This is a genomic window from Amycolatopsis sp. NBC_00345 (assembly GCF_036116635.1).
GTDB lineage: Bacteria > Actinomycetota > Actinomycetes > Mycobacteriales > Pseudonocardiaceae > Amycolatopsis.
The window spans coordinates 7,355,974-7,374,042 of the sequence record NZ_CP107995.1 but is presented as its reverse complement, the minus strand read 5'-3'; the positions used below and the strand labels follow the sequence as shown (position 1 = coordinate 7,374,042).

The window sequence follows — 18,069 nt, the reverse complement described above, 5'->3', positions numbered from 1 at the left end:
TCAGAGCAGGCCGTGGGCCCGCAGCGCGCCGAGCAGGGCGTCCGGCCGCTCGGTCGTGGGCAGCGGGTCAACCAGGGCGAACTCGCAGCCCAGCGCGCGGGCGCCGCCGTCGGCCTCCTCGCTGTCGCCGACCATCAGGGTCTCCTCGGCGCGCACGCCGAGCCGGTCCAGCGCGGTCCGGAAGATCTCCAGCTCCGGTTTGATGGACCCGACCTCGAACGACAGGATGAACTCGTCCACGTGCGCGTCCCACCCGCGCTGCGAAAACGCCGGCCGGATGTCGAACGCGATGTTGCTCAGCACCCCGACCTTGCGGCCCTGGCCGGAGACGGCCTTCAGGGCCGCCTCCGTGTCCGGGTACGGCGTCCACTCGCCCGGCGTGATCAGCCGCTGGTACAGCGCTTCGGCCTGCTCGAGGCGCGGGACGCCGGAGCGTCGCAGCACCTCGAGGTACACCTTCCGGTGCAGCTCAGGGTCGCGGTCGCGCTGGTGCCACGCGTGCTGGTGCTCCTCGTCGAGCTCCACGACCTGCCCGACGGGCGCCGTCATGCGCCGCATCAGCTCGGTCTGCGCCTCGAGGTCGAGCACCGCGCCGTCGTCGTCGACGACCTCGGTGAGCCAGAAGGCGTTCTGCTCGAGCCGGAAGAGCGTGCCTGAGAAGTCGAACAACACCGCGTTGATGGCCACGGACCAAGACTAGCCAGGAAGACCGGTGGTTCGCCGCCGAGTTGTGGCGTCCGGCTCATTCGCCGGCCCGGCGGCGAACGCGCCTCAGGCGGAGTTGCCGGTGATCTTCTCCGGGATCACGCGCACCAGCACGCGGATGTTCTCCGCCGGCTCGGCCGGGTAGTCCTTGCCGGTGTACTTGTGCGCCAGCTCGTTGATCAGCTCGCGCCCGCCCTCGTCGGTCATCTCGACGCGGCCGCGGATCTCGACGTAGTTGTACGGGTTCCCGGTGTCGAAGACCGAGACGGACACCCGCGGGTCGCGCGCCATGTTGCGTTCCTTGAGGCGCCCGCGGACGGTCGCGAACACCAGCGTGTCGCCGTCGCGCTTGGCCCACAGCACGGACGTCTGCGCGGAGCCGTCCTTGTTGATGGTCGCGACCACGGGGAAGTTGTTCCCGTCGAGCAACGCCTTCGTGGCGTCGTTGAAAGTCAGTGCCATAGGCCGAAGACTAAACGATCAGGACCGGACGAGGAGTGCCGTCGCCACGGCCGCGACGCCCTCGCCGCGGCCGGTGAGGCCGAGCCCGTCGGACGTCGTGCCGGCGACGCTCACCGGCCCGCCGACGGCGTCGCCGAGCACCTTCTGCGCCTCGTCGCGCCGCTTCCCGACGCGCGGGTGGTTGCCGATGATCTGCACGGTCGCGTTGGCCACGCGCCACCCGTCCGCCTCGACGAGCCCACGGACCTCCGCGAGCATGTCCGCGCCGTGCGCGCCGTCCATCCGCGGGTCGCCGGTGCCGAAGACCGCGCCGAGGTCGCCGAGCCCGGCGGCGGACAGCAGCGCGTCGCACAGCGCGTGGGCCGCGACGTCGCCGTCGGAGTGACCGGAGCAGCCGTCGACGCCCGGCCACAGCAGCCCGGCCATCCAGCACTCGCGGCCGGGTTCGATCGGGTGGACGTCGACGCCGTTGCCGACGCGGAGGTCGTTCACAGGGGCTCCTCGTGACCGTGCAGGGCCACGAGGGCCTCGGCGAGGGTGAGTTCGAAGGCACTCGCGACGCGCATCGCGTCGGGATGGCCGGGGACAGTGGCGGCGCCGGCCAGAACGGCGGCGTCGAGGACGGCGTCCGTCCCGAGCGCGGCCCGGAACTCCGGGAGGGCGAAACCGATGGGCGTTTGCGCGGTGCGGAGCCCTTCGCGGTCGACGGTGCCGGTGATCAGCCGCGCTTCGTCGGTGGACTTCACGGTGTCCGCCATGGGCAGAACCGGGACGACGACGCCCGCGCCCGCACGGACCGCGCCCAGTACGTCACGGATCGTCCCTTGTGGAGTGAACGCCCGGAGCGCGTCGTGCACCAGGACGGTCGCGTCGGGGGAGAGCTCGGGCTCAACGGCGGCGAACGCCTGCCGGAGCGAGGGGCCGGGGACGACCCGGCAGTGGTTCGGCGGGCCGGTGACGGCGCCCGGGAACCCGGCGATAACCTCTGAAAAAATAGCAGCGCACCGCTCGGGGGCCACCACGGCAACCAGATCGATCTCCGGTGTGCCGAGCAGCCCCCGCACGGTGTGCGCGAGGAGAACTTCACCGTTCACCACGGCCAGAGCTGCCTCTGGATCCGTGCTCCGGTGTGCGACAGTCACGAACACGACGCTCTGCACCAGCTGGCTCATCAGGTCGTGATCGTAGAGAGGCGACTGCCCGGTGCCTCCGCCGGGCGAGCCGGATGACCCAGGGGGTCAGACCGTCGCGGTTTCCAGAACCTCGTCGAGGAGGACCTCCGCTTTGTCCTCGTCGGTGCCCTCCGCGAGCGCGAGCTCGCTGACCAGAATTTGCCGCGCCTTCGCCAGCATCCGCTTTTCACCGGCTGAAAGTCCGCGGTCCTTCTCTCGCCGCCAGAGGTCGCGCACCACTTCGGCCACCTTGTTCACATCGCCGGAGGCGAGCTTCTCGAGGTTGGCCTTGTACCGACGAGACCAGTTCGTGGGCTCCTCGGTGTGCGGAGCACGCAGCACGTCGAAAACCTTGTCCAGTCCTTCTTGCCCGACGACGTCACGCACACCGACGATCTCGGCGTTGTCAGCAGGCACGCGAACCGTAAGATCCCCTTGCGCGACTTTGAGGACGAGGTACTTCTTCTCCTCGCCCTTGATCACGCGGGTTTCGATGGCTTCGATGAGTGCGGCACCGTGGTGCGGGTAGACGACGGTCTCTCCGACCTTGAAAACCATGTGTCCTCTGCCCCTTTCGCTAATGCCATCTTAGCACGGTCTTCCGAAGCCCACCTAGCGCCCCGGGATCGTCGTCGCAGGTCAGCGGCCTGAGCGGGGGTTGACAAACCTTCCGGGCCCGTGCTCATGCAGGTGACGGGAATGCGCTGATCAGGAGCGGCGAATTCCTAATTGGACGGTTGATCTTGGATGGTGGCGCGCCCGCAAGGCGGACCGGTTCCGCGCACGCGCGGGTCCCCGGCTAGTCTTCGTCGTGACGAGGCCGTGAGATGGAAGGACTCCGACGTGAGGCTGCAGAATCGCCGCGTGCTCGGCGCAGGTGTGTCGGCGCTCGGCGCCGCGCTCGTGCTCGCCGGCTGCGGAGCCGGTCAGATCACCCAGACCGACACTCAGCAGCCCGCGGTCAACGGCACCTACGCGCAGGTGAAGACACTGGTCCTGCGCGACGCCGCGGTCCAGTACCCGGCGCAGGGCGCCGCCTACTCGGCCGGCCAGTCCGCGCCGCTCACGCTGACGCTCGTCAACCAGGGCCCGCAGGACGACAAGCTCGTCTCCGTGACCTCCGACGCGACCGACGGCCCGGCCACGGTCAGCGGCTCGACGGCCATCGTCGCCGGCCACTCGCTGGTGATCGGCCCGTCGGACGCCGTCGAGGCCACCAACCAGCAGGACGCGCCGTCCTCTTCTTCGGCGCCGTCGAGTAGCTCGGTCTCCGCGTCCAACACCGCCCCGCCGTCCTCGGGCAGCGACACCGCGACGCCGGCCCCGCCCACGTCCTCCGCGCCGACCCAGCTGGGCGTCGGGTCCGTGGTGCTGCAGAACCTCAAGCAGCCGCTGTGGCCGGGGCAGACCATCAAGGTCACCTTCACCTTCCAGAACGCCGGCCCGGTCGTCGTCGAGCTGCCGGTCACCGCGCCGGCGCACGACCAGGCCCAGGGCAACGCCGCGGCGGGTCACTGATTTCTGTCGGTGCCCACCGCTAGCCTCGGCGCGTGGTGAAGAAGAGCAGCACTGTCTACCGGTGCGCCGAGTGCGGGCACGAGGCCGCCAAGTGGGTCGGGCGTTGTGCCGAATGCCAGGCCTGGGGCACGCTCGAGGAGCGTGGCGGCGGCAACCCGGCGATCACCCGGGTCGCGGCCGGTGCGCCGAGTGCGCCCGCGCGGCCGATCGCGGAGGTCGACGTCGAATCGGCCCGGGCCAAGTCCACCGGGGTGCCCGAGTTCGACCGGGTGCTCGGCGGCGGGCTGGTGCCCGGCGCTGTGGTCCTGCTGGCCGGTGAGCCCGGCGTCGGCAAGTCGACCCTGCTGCTCGAGGTGGCCTATCAGTGGGCGGCCACGGCCGGGCGGTCCCTGTACGTCACCGGTGAGGAGTCGGCCGGGCAGGTCCGGCTGCGCGCCGAGCGCACGGGCAACGTGCACGGCGAGATGTTCCTCGCGGCCGAGAGCGACCTGGCCGCGATCCTCGGGCACGTCGACGCCGTGAAGCCGGGGGTGCTGATCGTCGACTCGGTCCAGACCATGGCGTCGCCGCAGGTGGAGGGCTCGCCGGGCGGGGTCACGCAGGTCCGCGCGGTCACCGCGGGGCTGGTCGCGCTGGCCAAGGAGCGCGGGCTGCCCGTGGTCCTGGTGGGGCATGTCACCAAGGACGGCTCGGTCGCCGGGCCGCGGGTGCTGGAGCACCTGGTCGACGTCGTGCTGCAGTTCGAGGGCGACAAGCACTCGACGCTGCGGATGGTGCGCGGCGTGAAGAACCGCTTCGGCGCGGCCGACGAGGTCGGCTGCTTCGAGCTGACCGAGGGCGGCATCGTCGGCGTGCCGGACCCGTCCGGGCTGTTCATGAGCCGCACGGCGGAACCGGTGCCGGGCACGGCGATCACCGTGGCCGTCGAGGGGAAACGGCCGCTGCTGGGCGAAGTGCAGGCGCTGGTTTCGAGCACGAGCATGCCGCAGCCCCGGCGCGCGGTGAGCGGGCTGGACTCGGCGCGCGTCGCGATGGTGCTGGCCGTGCTGGAGAAACGCGGCAAGCTCAAGCTCGGCGACAAGGATGTGTATGTCGCCACCGTCGGCGGCATGAAGATCACCGAGCCGGCGATCGACCTCGCGCTGGTGCTGGCGCTGACCTCTTCACTGCACGAGGTCGCGCTGTCGCCGCGGCTGGTGTCGCTGGGCGAGGTCGGGCTGGCGGGCGAGGTCCGGCGGGTGCCGAACGTCGCCCGCCGCCTCGCCGAAGCGTCCCGGCTGGGCTTCACCCACGCGCTGGTGCCGCCCGACTCGGGCAAGCTGCCGGACGGGATCCGGGTGCTGGAGGTCGGCGACGTCGCGAGCGCGCTGAACGCCGCCAACCACGCGCAGTAGCCCGGTCGCTCAGCCCCCGGAGCTGTCGGTGATGTCGTAGCTGTACTCCGACGAGCTGATGGGCTGCCCCGCGGGGAAGGCGTACTTGCCGGCCGGCGACGCGACGGTCGAAGCGCGCAGCACGGTGTCGGTGTTCAGGTCGTAGTCGATGATCAGCTGGTGATCGGCGAGGTCCAGGGTGAAGATCATCGTGCGGTTGGCTTTCTGGACCGCGCTCTTCATGTCGGGCACGCCGGACAGCACCCTGAACAGCGATGCCCGCAGCGCTCGTGAGGCCAGGCCGCTGGTGATCACCGACAGGACCACGCCGGCCACCTGCTCGGAGAAGCGCATGTTCGGTGACAGGTTGATGTCGGCCGACGTCGGCGGTGGAATCGGCGGTTGCGTCGGCGGCCCGAACGGACCGCTCAGGATTTGCTCTCCCACTGGCAGATTTCCGCTGACGCTGGTCGGCCCGAACAGGGGGACCGGCGCCGGCATCGTCGGGTGGGACTTGACGGCTTGACTGATGTAGGCGGACAGCCTTTGCGGGTCCGTCGGGAGGGCGGCGACGAACTCGAAGGTCGGCTGGTACCAGCCGTTGGGTACGCCGGTCTGGCCCGCGGAACCGGGCAGCGCTTCGGCGAAAAGGCCGTCGAGCGCGGTCTGGACCGCGGACGTGGGGCCGGGCAGGGCCGCTTGGTCGGCGGGCATCCCCCGGAGCAGCCTGACCTCGCCGGTTCGGGTCCACCGGCGTTTCCAGAGGTCACGCGGGTTGGGCGGGATCCACACTTCGAGGCGCTCCCGCACGGCGAACGCGCTGTGGCCGGCGACCCATTCGATCACCGTGTAGTCGTTGGTGACGTGGGTGTACTGGCCCGCGGCGGGCCGGTTGTCCGACGTCGGCGTGCTCGCGGGCATGACCTTCGGCGAACCGTCGTTGAGATTGCTCGCCACGACCACCCCGCCGGTCAGCACGGCGACAGCCGCGGCCACGGCGATCCAGCGCCAGGAGCCCGCACGCTTCTTCGACGGCCGGGTGGTCCGCTCGCCGCCCTCGGTGCTCGCGGCGGCTGCGGCGCGCATCAGCTTGGCGCGGCCACGGTCGAGTTCGTCGCCGTCGGTGCGGACGTGGGGGTGCAGCGCGGCGAACGCGTCGTCGAGTTCGGCGTCGGACCACAGGTGCCGGATGTTGTCGTCGTCGCTCACAGGTCGATCGCCTCCTCGTTGTTCGTCGTTTCGGCCGCGTTCGCGCGCAGCCACCGCCTCAGCCGGTGCAGCCTTGAGCGGATCGTGCCGGGCGGGACGCCGAGCGCTTCGGCGACCTCCGTCGGTTCGAGCCCGGCCCACGCGACGAGCAGCAATGTGTCGCGGTCGGCCACGCTGAGCTTGGCGAGCGCCCCCGCCAGCTGCGCGGCGCGCGTCTGGGCGTCGACCTGCTCCGCGACGCGGCTGTCGTGCCCGGCTGTGTTCCGGTCGCCCACACGCGCGAGCCGCGCGGTCGCCCGCAGCGCCCGGGTCTCGCTCCGGACGTGGTGGCGCAGCAGGTTCGTCGCGATGCCGTACAGCCACGACCGGGCCGTGCCCAGCTCGGGCTGGTACGAGTCGCGCCGCCGCAACGCGACGAGGAACGTCTCCCCGACGAGGTCGTGGGCCGACTCGTCGCCGATCCGCCGCGCGAGATAGCGGTGCATCGACCGCGCGTGCGCGTCGAAGAGCCGCCCGAACACGGGCCCCGGATCGGCCACGCCCAGGTCGGGCCGGTCGAATGAGCCCGGCCCGGCCGGCTCTCGACCCTCGTGGATCACCTGCATACCTGGTATCGCCCGCAGCGGCCCGGAGCGTTCACGGCCGAGCCTACTTTCGTCGTGATCAGGACATGGAGAACATTCGCGGCACGGCGCGAGGTCACCAGATCGGGTGGTCGCTGAAGCGTTGCAGCGTCGCCACCGAGGGGCGGACGTAGAACAGGCCCACGCCGTAGCCGAGCACGCCCAGCGCGAAGTTGGCGCAGGTGGCCAGCAGGTCGCTGGCGCCGAGGCGGTTGTGGTCGTGCCAGAGGTCGACCAGCGCCGACGTGGTGAGGGCCAGCAGGCAGGTCGCGACCAGCGTCGTGAAACAGGCGCGCAGCAGGGTGCGGGTGAACCGGGCGCGGGGGACGACGAGGTAGTCGCCCAGCAGGCAGCGGCGGGCGCTGAGCACCACGACGGCGGTCGCCAGCACGGACAGCACCGGGAGCAGCAGGGCGACCCGTCCGACGAAGGCGTCCGGCAGCGCGTGCCCGTGCAAAGGACCGTTCACGAACACCGTCAGCGCCAGCACCAGAATCGTGCCGACGGCCAGCGCGACCCCGGTGACCAGCGATCCTCCGCGCACCCGGGCGGCGAACAACGGCGGCAGCGGCGCGTACCCCTCGGCCTGCTGACCGTAGTACTGCTTCACCGTCCACCTCCGAACCGAGACGAAACGAACGTGCAGATGCCCGTGAATCGCAGCTTAGGCGACCATCGAGTGAGCAGGTCACCTCCGTAGGACATGTCACCGGGCTGTGGTAACGCCGACGGGCCCGTACCGCCAAGTGGTGGTACGGGCCCGTCAAAGGAAAAAGGCGTCAGGCCTTCTGCGCCAGCAGGTTCGCACAGCGGATCAGGCCGAGGTGCGAGTACGCCTGCGGGTGGTTGCCCAGCGACCGTTCCGCGATCGGGTCGAACTGCTCCGGCAGCAGGCCGGTGGGGCCGGCCGAGCTGACGATCTGGCTGAACAGCTCCTCGGCCTCGTTGCGCCGGCCGGTGTGCAGGTACGCCTCGATCAGCCAGGCCGCGCAGATGTGGAAGCCGCCCTCGCCACCGGGGAGGCCGTCGTCGCGGCGGTAGCGGTACACGGTCGAGCCGCTGCGCAGCTCGGCCTCGATCGCCGTCACCGTGGACTGGAACCGGTCGTCGGCCGGGTCGATCAGGCCGGTGAGCCCGACGAACAGCGACGCCGCGTCCAGGTCCGTGCCGTCGTAGGCCGTGGTGAACGCCTGGACCTCGTCGTTCCAGCCGTGCTCCAGCACGTCGGCCTTGATCCGGTCGCGCAGCTCGGGCCAGGCCCCCGGCACGTCGCGGCCGTACTCGTTGCCGAGCTTCACCGCGCGGTCGATCGTCACCCAGCACATCACCCGCGAGTACACCCGGTGGCGCGGCACGTGCCGCTCCTCCCAGATGCCGTGGTCCGGCTCGTTCCAGCGCCGCGTGACGGCCTCGGCCATCGCGCGCACCATCTGCCAGTCCTCGTCGCGCAGCTCGCCGCGCACTTCGGCCAGCGTGCTGACCAGCTCGACCACCGGGCCGAACACGTCCAGCTGCACCTGGTGGTTGGCCAGGTTGCCGACGCGCACCGGCCGCGAGCCGGCGTACCCGGGCAGTGACTCGATCACGGCCTCGGCGCCGATCACGCTGCCGGACAGGGTGTACAGCGGGTGCAGCCGCTCCGGACCGGCCAAAGTGGACAGCACGCCGTGCAGCCACTTCAGGTAGCCCTCGGCCTCCTCGGTGGAGCCGAGGTGCACCAGCTCGCGCACGGTCATCGCGGCGTCGCGGACCCAGCAGTAGCGGTAGTCCCAGTTGCGGACGCCGCCGATCTCCTCCGGCAGCGACGAGGTCGCGGCCGCCAGCACGCCACCGGTGTCGGTGTTGACCAGGCCGCGCAGGGTCAGCGCGGAGCGCCGGACCAGCTCGGTCTGCACCGTCGGCAGCTTGAGCTTGGCCGCCCAGTCGCTCCAGTAGCGGCCCGCGCGGTCACGACGCTCTATTTCGGACAGTTCGTGGGCGGCCAGGTCCGTGGTGCCGCAGCGCAGTTCCAGCACCACCGGGTTGTCCGGCTTCGGCTGCACCAGCGCGGTCGCGGTGTCGTGCAGGCCGTCGGAGGTGATGGTCCACTCGATGCCCGGCGCGCGGAGCACAAACGGCTCCGACGTGCCCAGCACCCGCAGGCCCTCGCCCTCGGACACCAGCTTCACCGGCACCCCGCCGAACTCCGGCCGCGGCGCGAACACCACCTGCGCCGCCGCCTCACCCGAGATCACGCGCACGATGTCCGTGCGGTGCGACGGGCTCTCCGGCTCCAGGTAGTCCGTGACGAGCAGGCGCGACCAGCGCGTCTCCACCGTCATCGTGTTCGGCAGGTAGCGCTGGCCCAGCGGCAGGCCGTTGCGGTGCGGCTTGATCGAGAAGTGGCCGGCCCCCGGCCCGCCGAGCAGGTCGGCGAACACCGCGGGGGCGTCCGGGCCCGGGTGGCAGAGCCAGGTCAGCTTCGCGTCCGGCGTGACGAGCGCGACGGAGCGCTCGTTGGCCAGCATCGAGAGCCGCTCGATCGGCGGCGCCGACTCGCCGTAGAGCCAGTTTCGGCGCTCTTCCAGCACGAACGCGAGGACCAGCGCGACGTCGACCGTGTCCGGCACGCGGTAGGCGGCCAGCGATTCGCCGTCACCCACCTTGATGCCGAGGTCGGGGCCCGACAGGCGGGCGAACGCCTTCTCGTCGGTCACGTCGTCGCCGAGGAAGATCGCGGCGGTCGCGCCGACCTGGTGGCGGAGGGTGTCGAGCGCGTTGCCCTTGTCCGTCTGGACGACCGCGAGCTCCACCACCTCCTTGCCGTCGGTGGTGGACACGCCCGGCCAGGTGGACGGGCCCTCGTGCACATCGGCGAGCACCCGGCGGCCGGCCTCGTGCTCGGCCCGGCGGACGTGCACCGCGATGCTCGCGGGCTTCACCTCGAGCGACACACCCGGCACGTCGAGCACCAGCGTCTCGAGTTCCGACTCGAGCCGGCGGTGCAACGCGCGGGCCTCGTCGTCGAGGGCGTGGATGAACCCGATGTCGAACTCCGACCCGTGGCTGCCGACGAGGTTCACCTCGGACGGCAGCCGCGACAGTGTCGCCAGGTCGCGCAGGGCCCGGCCCGAGATGACCGCGGTCGTCGTCTCGTGCAGCCCGGCGAGCGATCTGAGCGCACCGACCGACTCGGGCAGCGGCCGGGCTTCGTCCGGGTTCGCGGTGATCGGAGCCAATGTGCCGTCGTAGTCGCAGGCGACCAGCAGGCGCGGGGTACGGGCGATCTGCACGATCGTGCGCCGTAACTCCGCAGGCAACGCCTCGGCGGTCAACACTCCTCCTAAGGAGGTCCAGCGCGGTACGGGGGGAGGGTCAGTCGACCGGCTCCGCACCCAGCGCCTGCAGGAACGAGCGCGCCCACCGGTCGACGTCGTGGGTGAGGACCTGGCGACGCATGGCGCGCATCCTGCGTCGGCCCTCGGCGGGGTCGAGCGTAATGGCAGCCTCCAACGCGTTCTTCACCCCATCCAGATCATGGGGATTGACCAGGAACGCACTGGTCAGTTCCGACGCCGCGCCGGCGAACTCGCTGAGCACCAGAGCGCCGCCGAGATCGTGGCGGCAGGCGACGTACTCCTTGCACACGAGGTTCATCCCGTCGCGCAGCGGAGTCACCACCATGACGTCCGCGGCGGAGAAGAACGCGGCCAGCTCGGTGCGGTTCACGGACTGGTGCAGGTAGTGCACGACCGGGTGACCCACGCGGGCGAACTCGCCGTTGATCCGGCCGACCATCTGCTCGATCTCGCCGCGCATCCGCTGGTAGTGCTCCACGCGTTCGCGGCTCGGGGTGGCGAGCTGCACGAACGCGACGTCCTCCGGCCGCAGCCGCTCCTCGTGCAGCAGCTCGTGCATCGCCTGCAGGCGCAGGTCGATGCCCTTGGTGTAGTCGAGGCGGTCGACGCCGAGCATCACGGTCTTGGGGTTGCCGAGGTCGCGGCGGATCTCCTTGGCGCGCTCGATCACGCCCTTCGTGCGCGCCAGGGTGTCCAGGCCGGCCGCGTCGATGGAGATCGGGAACGCGCCGACGCGCACGGTGCGGTCGCCGACCTGCACCATGCCGGGCCGGGACCGGACGCCGACGGCGCCGCGGGTCGGCTCGAGGCCGACCAGCTGGCGGGCCAGCCAGAGGAAGTTCTGCGCGCCGCCGGGGCGGTGGAAGCCGATCAGGTCCGCGCCGATCAGGCCGCGCACGATCTCGGCGCGCCACGGCAGCTGCATGAACAGCTCGACCGGCGGGAACGGGATGTGCAGGAAGAAGCCGATGCGCAGGTCGGGGCGCAGCTCACGCAGCATCGTGGGCACCAGCTGCAGCTGGTAGTCCTGGATCCACACGGTGGCGCCCTGCGCGGCGACCTCCGCGCTCGCCTCGGCGAAGCGGCGGTTCACCTTCACGTAGCTGTCCCACCACGCCCGGTCGAACACCGGGCTCTCGACGACGTCGTGGTAGAGCGGCCAGAGCGTGGCGTTGGAGAAGCCTTCGTAGTAGTCCCGGACCTCCGCCGAGGAGAGCGACACCGGGTGCAGCACCAGCCCGTCGTCGTCGAACTCGTCGACGTCCACGTCGGGCACGCCAGGCCAGCCGACCCACGCGCCCTTGCGCGATCTGAGGAACGGCTCCAGCGCGGACACCAGCCCACCGGGGCTGGCCGTCCAGCGCTGGCCGCCCTCCGACGTGCGTTCCAGGTCGACCGGCAGCCGGTTCGCCACCACGACGAAGTCGGCCGACGGTGTGCTCTTCTGCTCTGCAATCGCTTCGGTCACTACAGCTGCTCCCTCGTTTTCCTCGGGTCGCGGCCCCAGTCGAACCCTATCGCGCAAGGAGTGACCGGACAGTGACCAACCGATTACTCCAACCGCCGTTCCGACGGTTCCATCGGCCCGGCCATCCGCGGCCCGGCGAACTTCCGCTCCAGCCGCCCGAGCCCCGTCCGGACCGGTTGCGCGAGGTATTCGCCCAGGACAACACCGGCGGCGAGGGCCAGTCCGACGGCGACGGCGGTCATCAGGGTGGAGATGTTGCCGCCCGGCTCGACCCCCAATTGGTATAGACCACGATAGGTGGAAAGGCCGGGGAGGAGTGGAGTGATCCCGGACACGGCTACGACGAGCGGCGTAACCCGGAGCCGCCGCGAGAGCACGCCGCCGCAGAATCCGACGAGCGTCGCCGCGATCGCCGACGCGCTGACGGCCTGGAAGTGGACGAGCACGAGCCCGCCGTACACGAACGCGCCGATGGCCCCGGCGGCCGCGGCGACGAGCAGCGCGCGCAGCGTCGAATACGAGGCGAAGGCGAAGCAGGCGGCCGCGCCGGCGCCGCCGAGCACGACGACCGGCAGGTGCTGCAGGGTCGAGCTGCTGACTTCCGGCAGCGGAGTGCTGGGCAGCTTGAACAGCACCGCGATCTTCAGCGCGAGCACGACGCCGGTGATCAGCCCGGCACTCATCAGCGCCGTCTCCATGGTGCGGCCGGCGGCCGTGACGTAGTAGCCGGTGATCGCGTCCTGCACCGCCGAGACGGTGGAGAGCCCGGAAAGCAGCACGGTGACCGCCGCGGCGACGACGAGCGTCGGTTTGTCCGTGGTGAGAAGCCCGCTGTTCACGATCACCATCGCGGACAGCGTCGCGACCAGGCCGCCGACCACCTGCTGGAAGAAGAACGGCAGGTGGAAGCGGTTGAGGTACCGGCCGAGCCGGTCGATCACCGACGAGATCACAAACGCCACCGCGGCGACGTCGGGCCCGCCGCCGAGCAGCAGCGTGATGAACGCGGCCAGCCCGCCCCACGCGACGGTCGCGACCCAGCGCGGGTACGGGTGCGGCGCGGAGGTGATGCGCTGCAGCTCGGTGTGCGCCTCCTCCGCGCCGATGTTGCCGCGGACGATCTTGCGGACGAGGAGCTCGGCCTCCGTCAGCCGCGTGTAGTCGAGGCTGCGGGAGCGCACCACGCGCAGCGCCGTGACGGGGGCGAGCTCGGTGCCGCGGTGGCAGGTGACGGTGATCGACGTGAAGATGACGTCGACCTCGCAGTGCGGCAGCCCGAGCGCGGCGGCGAGCGCGATGATCGTGGCGGTGACGTCGGACGCGCCGGCGCCACTGGCCATCTGCACCTCGCCGATCCGGAGGGCGAGGTCCAGCACGAAGTTGACGGTCGCGTCGTCGGGCGGCTTCGGGCCCAGCGCCTCGCCGACGTCGACGGCGGGCTGCTCGGCCGTCGGCGCCTCCAGGATGTGCCACGCGCGGCGGCGCAGCAGGTTCGGCCGGTGGTACTGGCTGGATCTGGGGTGCGGAGGCTCCAGGATCGGCCACCGTCTGCGCTGAGCCCCCTGGTCGGCGTGCTCGTTGATCTTCATGATCGATCCCACCTCCTCGTCGTTTCCCGGGGACCATCGGCCGACCGGCCCCGACCGTTGCACGGATCCGGAAGTGGCGTCCACCACGTTCTGCGACGATCGTGCCGCAGGGGCTCCGGACGCGCTGTTTTCGCCGTCCGGGGCGGGAGCCGGCGCACCTGGCACGGCGGGCTCGCGGGTGCCGATATACTTCGGGCCGCGCAGCTTGTGGCGCAGGCCGACATAGCTCAGTTGGTAGAGCAGCTGCCTTGTAAGCAGCAGGTCAGGGGTTCGAGTCCCCTTGTCGGCTCCATCCGCCCGCACGCAACCAGCGCCCGGTCTCGAAAGACCGGGCGCTGGTTGCGTGCGTTACTCGGTGGTCAGCAGTTTTCTACGGTTTGACTATCGGAGAGCATGTCGTCCCGCATGTAGCCGGTTTTGCCGCCCCACACATGCCCGTAGAGCCAGAAGTGGGCGCCCGTCCCCATCGGCCAGCAGTAGGCATCAAATCCGTTTCCGGCGTTGATGCCCGTTTCGATGATGCTGCCGTCGGGTGCGCTGCGGAGTCGTGCTCCGTTGACGACGACGTGGAGGAGGGTGACTTTGCTTTGGGCTGCAGCCGTGGCTGTGGGTGCCGCCGAGGCGGCGGGGGCGGCCGTAAGCAGGCTGCCCAGCGCGATTGCGGCCACGCCGAGGCCGGCGACGGCTGTCTTGGTTTTCATGTGTTTCCTCCCCTGTGCAGCGTCCTGATTGGACGTTGCCATGACTCCGATGATTTGCGCGACGGAGTTGAGGTGTTTCTACTGTGCGCCGGGGGCGCTGATCGGGAAACGGGAGGCGTTCACCCGTTCGGCCTATAGCGACAGCCTCGCCGTGGCCGGGGCGGGTCGCTTGCCCGGGTCAGCGGATCGGGAAGTAGGCGGCGACGTCCGCCAGCGCGTCGAGAGTGCCGGCGTCGAGGTGTCCGGTGGCGGTTTCGGTCTCGGCGACGACCATCCCGTTCTTGTCCGCGCGCGATCGGTAGTGCCGGCCGCTGATGCGGACGCCGGTCAGGCCCAGTACGGCGGCGATCTCGAGTGGCCGCACGTCCCCGCTGCCCTGGACGCGCTCGACTTTCTCGAACGCCGTCGCCTGTTTTTTGTCGCGGAACCCGACTCGCACGACTGAGACGACGGCGGCGTTGCCGTGACCGTCGCCGACCGCCATCAGCAGCCGGTCCAGCGAGGTGCACGGCGTGCGCGCCAGGAAATCCCGCACTTTCCCGTCCGACGCCGCGAGGCACTCGAATTCGTGCTCGGCCTGCTTCTTGAGCCGTTTGAGCTTGAACCGGCCCAGTGCCTCGTCGGTCTTCCCGTTTTTCGCCGACTTCTGTGCTTCGGCCTTGCGCGTCTTGAGCGAACGGCCGGGCAGCGAGTCGACGACGTCGCCCGCGGTGTTCCCGGCCAGCGCCTCCGTGCCGGCTTCGACCCCGGCGCCGCCCAGCGCGCCGCCGACCCCGGCGCCGCCACCCGCGATGACGACCGCGGCCGCGACGGCCACCGCTCCGCCTTTTCTGCGCAACTTGATCCGCCTGCCGTCCGGCAGAGTGCGCCACCCGCTGTCGTCCGCCAACGTGATTCCCCCTCACCCCGTGCGTGAATCAGCACCGGTGTGTTCCTATTCTGGGTGTTTTCCCGGCGTCCGGACTCGTCGATTAATGGACAGAAACACGACATGGGCATTGTTTCTGCAACGAGTCCGCGGCGCGTACCGATTACCGGTTCATCAGTGGTGGAAATCGTCGGGGAGTGAGTATGGAAATCGTCAGCAGTGGCGGGAGTGACCGGTGAGCGCGCCGGCCCATGCGCTCGGCGATCCGGCCGGGGCGGTCGACGGTTACGTCGCGCTCGGGTCCGCCCCGCGTCCCGGGGACCTCGACGGTGAACTCGCGGCCGCCGTCGCCGCGGCCCGTTCGGGCGACGCGGATGCCGTGCAGGCGTTGCTGCGCCTGATCAAACCGACGGTGGTGCGGTACTGCCGGGCCCGGATCGGCGGGCGGGACCTGTCGTACCTGTCCGCCGACGACGTGGCGCAGGAGGTGTGCCTGGCGGTGCTGAAGGTGCTGCCGTCGTACCAGGACCGCGGGGGCTCGTTCCTCTACCTGGTGCGGGCGATCGCCGCGAACAAGGTGGCCGACGCGTTCCGCGCGGTGGCGCGGGACCGGTCGAACCCGGTGCCGGAGCTGCCGGACCACCCGCTGGTCTTCAACGAACCGGAGGCACACGCGTTGCACGAGGACATGGGCGCCCAGCTGGGCCGGCTGCTGTCGTCCCTGCCACGGCTGCAGCAGGAGATCCTGGTCATGCGGATCGTGGTGGGCCTGTCCTCGGCCGAGACGGCGGTCGCGCTGGGGATTTCGCCGGGGAACGTGCGGATTTCGCAGTACCGGGCGTTGGCGAAGCTGCGGGGGATGATCGGGGACCGGGACCTGTGAGCGGGGACGGCCGGCGACCTGCCCGGGTGCGGCCTACTCCGGCTCGAGGATTTCGGCCAGCCGGAGGGTGTCGGCCAGGTACCGGTCGTAGGGGAAACCCTGCTTCAGCAAGACGAGCCGGAACGCTTCGGCGAGGGGTTTCCCGTTGGAGTGGTAGGCCTCGCGACCGGTGGCGGTGAGCTCGACGAGCCGCCGCCGCGCGTGCAGCGGGTCCTGGGTGATCCGGACCAGCCCTTCCTGTTCGAGTGGTCGCAGGGCTCGGCTGATCGCCGGGTCGGAGATCCCCATCGACTGGGCGAGCCGGTGCTGGGTGGCCGGCTCGACGTCTTCGAGCGCGCCCAGCAGCCGCAGCTGGCTGTAGGTGAGTTCGCTGTCCTGCCCGCTGTGCCGTCGGGCGGCGTCGCCCATCAGGGAGACCACCCGGTGCAGCAAGTCTGAAAGTCCATCGTCCACGACGTCAGCCTACCCCAGTGTTGACAGGTTAATATTAACCATGCAAGACTCATTCCCATGAGCACAACGAGCTACCTCGCCCAAGCCGCCGTCCCTCTCATCTGGCTGGTCATCGCCTGCGTCGGAGCGCTGGTGCGCACCCGCGGCGTCCAGGACCGCGCCGCCCGGCTGGAAACCTGGCAGCGGTGGTGGGCCATCGCCGCACTCGGCTGCGGCAGCCTGTGGATGACTATTTCGTTCCTGACCATCCCGGACGTTATGGCGGAAGCGATCGGCTTCGCCCGCACCCCGTTCGCGTTCGAGATCGCCTTCGCCAACCTCGCCTTGGCGTTCCTGGGCCTGCGGGCCGCTTCGGGCTCCTACCGCGAGCGGATGACGATCGGCATCAGCGCCGGGCTGTTCCTCTGGGGCGCCACGATCGGCCACCTGTACCAGTGGATCGCCAACGGTGACAACGCACCGGGCAACGTCGGCGGCGTCCTCGCCTACGACATCCTCATCCCGGCGGTCATGATCATCCTGGCCCGGCGGTCCCGGACCGTGCAGAACCTCGCCGCCCAGCCCCAGTTCGGCGCCGAAGCGCCCGCCGACCGCCGCCGCCCCGTCGCCGGGTGACTGGCCGACGCGAATCTGCCCCTGCTCGATCCCCCAGCGCCTCGGGACCGCGAATGCGGTCCCGAGGCGTTTCTCGTGTTCGGCCTGGAAAAGTCAGGAGGCCACGGCGAGGCGGACGCGGCGGGTGCGCCGGTAGGAGACCAGCTCGCGGACGTCGTCGGTGGTGATGATGCGGACGGCGTCGGCGGTCAGCTCCGCTTCGGCGACCTGCAGCTGCCAGGACTTCAGGCCCGGCGCCGGCTCGTGCCAGAACCACTGGCCCCGCGTGAGGTCCTCGGCCGCCACGGTGGTTTCTTCGGTGTTCATACCCGGAGCCTAACCAGCACCACCGACAGAAAACGGCCCCGGTGGCCCCGCGCCGATCATGCGGCCGGCCCGCCCCGCCGATCGTGACCACGGCCACGTCCGGCGTCCGGGTATTCCCTCACCGGCCCGCTGCCGGGGCGCTGGTTTTTGCGGCCCGACCGCCGCTGGCCTAGGCTGCGCCGGTCACCGGAAGAACCGGAAGAACAGGAACGGCGCGATGCCCCTGCCCGACTCCGGGTCGTACCGAGATGTCGACCTGCCGACGATCCTCCGCATGGAGCGCAAGCTGCCCTGGCTCGGCTGGCCGCACCTGCCGCTCGGCCTGCTGGTCTGCGTTGTCGCGATCCTGGCCGCCTACCGGGTGCCGGTGGCGTACGAGACGACCACGGCGCTGGTCGCCGGCGTCGGTGCCGCGGGCGGGTTCTGCGGCTATGTCTGCGGTCTGGTCATGGTCAGCCAGCCCGATCTGGTGAAGACGGGACGGCTGCGCTGGCGCCGCACCCGGTTCCTGCGGGCGGTCCTCTTCGTGATGGCCGTGCTTTCGGCGGCGTCCGTGGTCGTTTTCATTGTCTGCCACGCTTCGCTGCTGGCGGGCGCGTCCGGCGTCCGGCCGTTCACGTTCTCCTTGCCTGCCGCCGCTTACCTCGTGCTGGCGCTGGCCAACACGGTTCTCGCGGGTGTCGAGACGCTGCAGGTTTCGCGGGTGCTCGGCAGCACGGCATCCAAGACGCCGGAGCCCGCGCCGGTGCCGGCGCCCCGGGTGCGGCTCGGGAACTGATTCCGTCC

Annotated in this window: 20 protein-coding genes and 1 tRNA gene; 6 read left to right on the top strand and 15 right to left on the bottom strand. The window is 70.6% G+C overall.

Annotated elements, in window-relative coordinates:
• The 5 genes from OG943_RS33235 to OG943_RS33215 form a co-directional block, all read right to left on the bottom strand.
• Positions 1-687, bottom strand: a complete 687-nt coding sequence (locus OG943_RS33235) for an HAD family hydrolase (protein ID WP_328604874.1) — start codon at positions 685-687, stop codon at positions 1-3.
• Between the two features lie 84 nt (positions 688-771).
• The gene (locus OG943_RS33230; protein WP_328604873.1) at positions 772-1,167 is read right to left on the bottom strand and encodes a PPOX class F420-dependent oxidoreductase; all 396 of its coding nucleotides are present in this window, start codon (positions 1,165-1,167) and stop codon (positions 772-774) included.
• A gap of 18 nt (positions 1,168-1,185) precedes the next feature.
• Positions 1,186-1,659, bottom strand: coding sequence for a 2-C-methyl-D-erythritol 2,4-cyclodiphosphate synthase (ispF, locus tag OG943_RS33225; RefSeq protein ID WP_328604872.1), 474 nt, complete (start codon positions 1,657-1,659; stop codon positions 1,186-1,188).
• Positions 1,656-2,339, bottom strand: a complete 684-nt coding sequence (locus OG943_RS33220) for an IspD/TarI family cytidylyltransferase (protein ID WP_328604871.1) — start codon at positions 2,337-2,339, stop codon at positions 1,656-1,658. Before OG943_RS33220 ends, ispF begins: the two co-directional genes overlap by 4 nt.
• A gap of 66 nt (positions 2,340-2,405) precedes the next feature.
• On the bottom strand, positions 2,406-2,897 hold the full coding sequence (locus OG943_RS33215; protein WP_004559016.1) for a CarD family transcriptional regulator: 492 nt from the start codon (positions 2,895-2,897) through the stop codon (positions 2,406-2,408).
• A gap of 285 nt (positions 2,898-3,182) precedes the next feature.
• Between OG943_RS33215 and OG943_RS33210 the strand changes: the two genes are divergently transcribed.
• Together OG943_RS33210 and radA are read left to right on the top strand one after the other, a co-directional pair.
• A complete protein-coding gene (locus OG943_RS33210; RefSeq protein ID WP_328604870.1) occupies positions 3,183-3,857 on the top strand; it encodes a hypothetical protein in 675 nt (224 codons plus the stop codon).
• Between the two features lie 32 nt (positions 3,858-3,889).
• Complete coding sequence (gene radA, locus OG943_RS33205; protein ID WP_328604869.1) at positions 3,890-5,251, top strand: DNA repair protein RadA; 1,362 nt, start codon at positions 3,890-3,892, stop codon at positions 5,249-5,251.
• 9 nt (positions 5,252-5,260) lie between these two features.
• Here the strand turns inward: radA and OG943_RS33200 are convergent, their stop codons facing one another.
• The 6 genes from OG943_RS33200 to OG943_RS33175 form a co-directional block, all read right to left on the bottom strand.
• On the bottom strand, positions 5,261-6,439 hold the full coding sequence (locus OG943_RS33200) for a hypothetical protein (protein WP_328604868.1): 1,179 nt from the start codon (positions 6,437-6,439) through the stop codon (positions 5,261-5,263).
• Positions 6,436-7,044, bottom strand: a complete 609-nt coding sequence (locus OG943_RS33195; protein WP_328604867.1) for an RNA polymerase sigma factor — start codon at positions 7,042-7,044, stop codon at positions 6,436-6,438. The genes OG943_RS33200 and OG943_RS33195 overlap by 4 nt, the downstream gene beginning before the upstream one ends.
• A gap of 94 nt (positions 7,045-7,138) precedes the next feature.
• Positions 7,139-7,672: a hypothetical protein gene (locus OG943_RS33190; protein ID WP_328604866.1), complete on the bottom strand. Its 534-nt coding sequence runs from the start codon at positions 7,670-7,672 to the stop codon at positions 7,139-7,141.
• 169 nt (positions 7,673-7,841) lie between these two features.
• Positions 7,842-10,376, bottom strand: coding sequence for a trehalose-phosphatase (gene otsB / locus OG943_RS33185; RefSeq protein ID WP_328604865.1), 2,535 nt, complete (start codon positions 10,374-10,376; stop codon positions 7,842-7,844).
• Between the two features lie 40 nt (positions 10,377-10,416).
• Positions 10,417-11,868: an alpha,alpha-trehalose-phosphate synthase (UDP-forming) gene (locus OG943_RS33180; protein WP_328604864.1), complete on the bottom strand. Its 1,452-nt coding sequence runs from the start codon at positions 11,866-11,868 to the stop codon at positions 10,417-10,419.
• An 83-nt stretch (positions 11,869-11,951) separates the two neighbouring features.
• Positions 11,952-13,457, bottom strand: a complete 1,506-nt coding sequence (locus tag OG943_RS33175) for a threonine/serine ThrE exporter family protein (RefSeq protein WP_328604863.1) — start codon at positions 13,455-13,457, stop codon at positions 11,952-11,954.
• 216 nt (positions 13,458-13,673) lie between these two features.
• On the opposite strand from OG943_RS33175, the gene OG943_RS33170 reads away from it, so the two are divergent.
• Positions 13,674-13,749: transfer RNA gene (locus OG943_RS33170), tRNA-Thr, on the top strand.
• A 67-nt stretch (positions 13,750-13,816) separates the two neighbouring features.
• Here OG943_RS33170 and OG943_RS33165 read toward each other — a convergent pair.
• Positions 13,817-14,158 carry a hypothetical protein gene (locus OG943_RS33165; RefSeq protein WP_328604862.1) on the bottom strand — a complete coding sequence of 114 codons (342 nt, stop codon included), beginning with the start codon at positions 14,156-14,158 and terminating at the stop codon, positions 13,817-13,819.
• 178 nt (positions 14,159-14,336) lie between these two features.
• Positions 14,337-14,975, bottom strand: a complete 639-nt coding sequence (locus OG943_RS33160) for a hypothetical protein (protein WP_328604861.1) — start codon at positions 14,973-14,975, stop codon at positions 14,337-14,339.
• Between the two features lie 286 nt (positions 14,976-15,261).
• Between OG943_RS33160 and shbA the strand changes: the two genes are divergently transcribed.
• Positions 15,262-15,909, top strand: a complete 648-nt coding sequence (gene shbA / locus OG943_RS33155; protein WP_328604860.1) for an RNA polymerase sigma factor ShbA — start codon at positions 15,262-15,264, stop codon at positions 15,907-15,909.
• Between the two features lie 33 nt (positions 15,910-15,942).
• Here shbA and OG943_RS33150 read toward each other — a convergent pair whose 3' ends face one another.
• Positions 15,943-16,362 carry a MarR family winged helix-turn-helix transcriptional regulator gene (locus tag OG943_RS33150; protein ID WP_328604859.1) on the bottom strand — a complete coding sequence of 140 codons (420 nt, stop codon included), beginning with the start codon at positions 16,360-16,362 and terminating at the stop codon, positions 15,943-15,945.
• A gap of 57 nt (positions 16,363-16,419) precedes the next feature.
• Between OG943_RS33150 and OG943_RS33145 the strand changes: the two genes are divergently transcribed.
• Positions 16,420-16,977, top strand: coding sequence for a DUF6790 family protein (locus OG943_RS33145; RefSeq protein ID WP_328604858.1), 558 nt, complete (start codon positions 16,420-16,422; stop codon positions 16,975-16,977).
• A gap of 93 nt (positions 16,978-17,070) precedes the next feature.
• Here OG943_RS33145 and OG943_RS33140 read toward each other — a convergent pair whose 3' ends face one another.
• Complete coding sequence (locus OG943_RS33140; protein ID WP_328604857.1) at positions 17,071-17,283, bottom strand: hypothetical protein; 213 nt, start codon at positions 17,281-17,283, stop codon at positions 17,071-17,073.
• Between the two features lie 217 nt (positions 17,284-17,500).
• On the opposite strand from OG943_RS33140, the gene OG943_RS33135 reads away from it, so the two are divergent.
• On the top strand, positions 17,501-18,061 hold the full coding sequence (locus tag OG943_RS33135; protein ID WP_328604856.1) for a hypothetical protein: 561 nt from the start codon (positions 17,501-17,503) through the stop codon (positions 18,059-18,061).
• Positions 18,062-18,069: the final 8 nt, after the last annotated feature.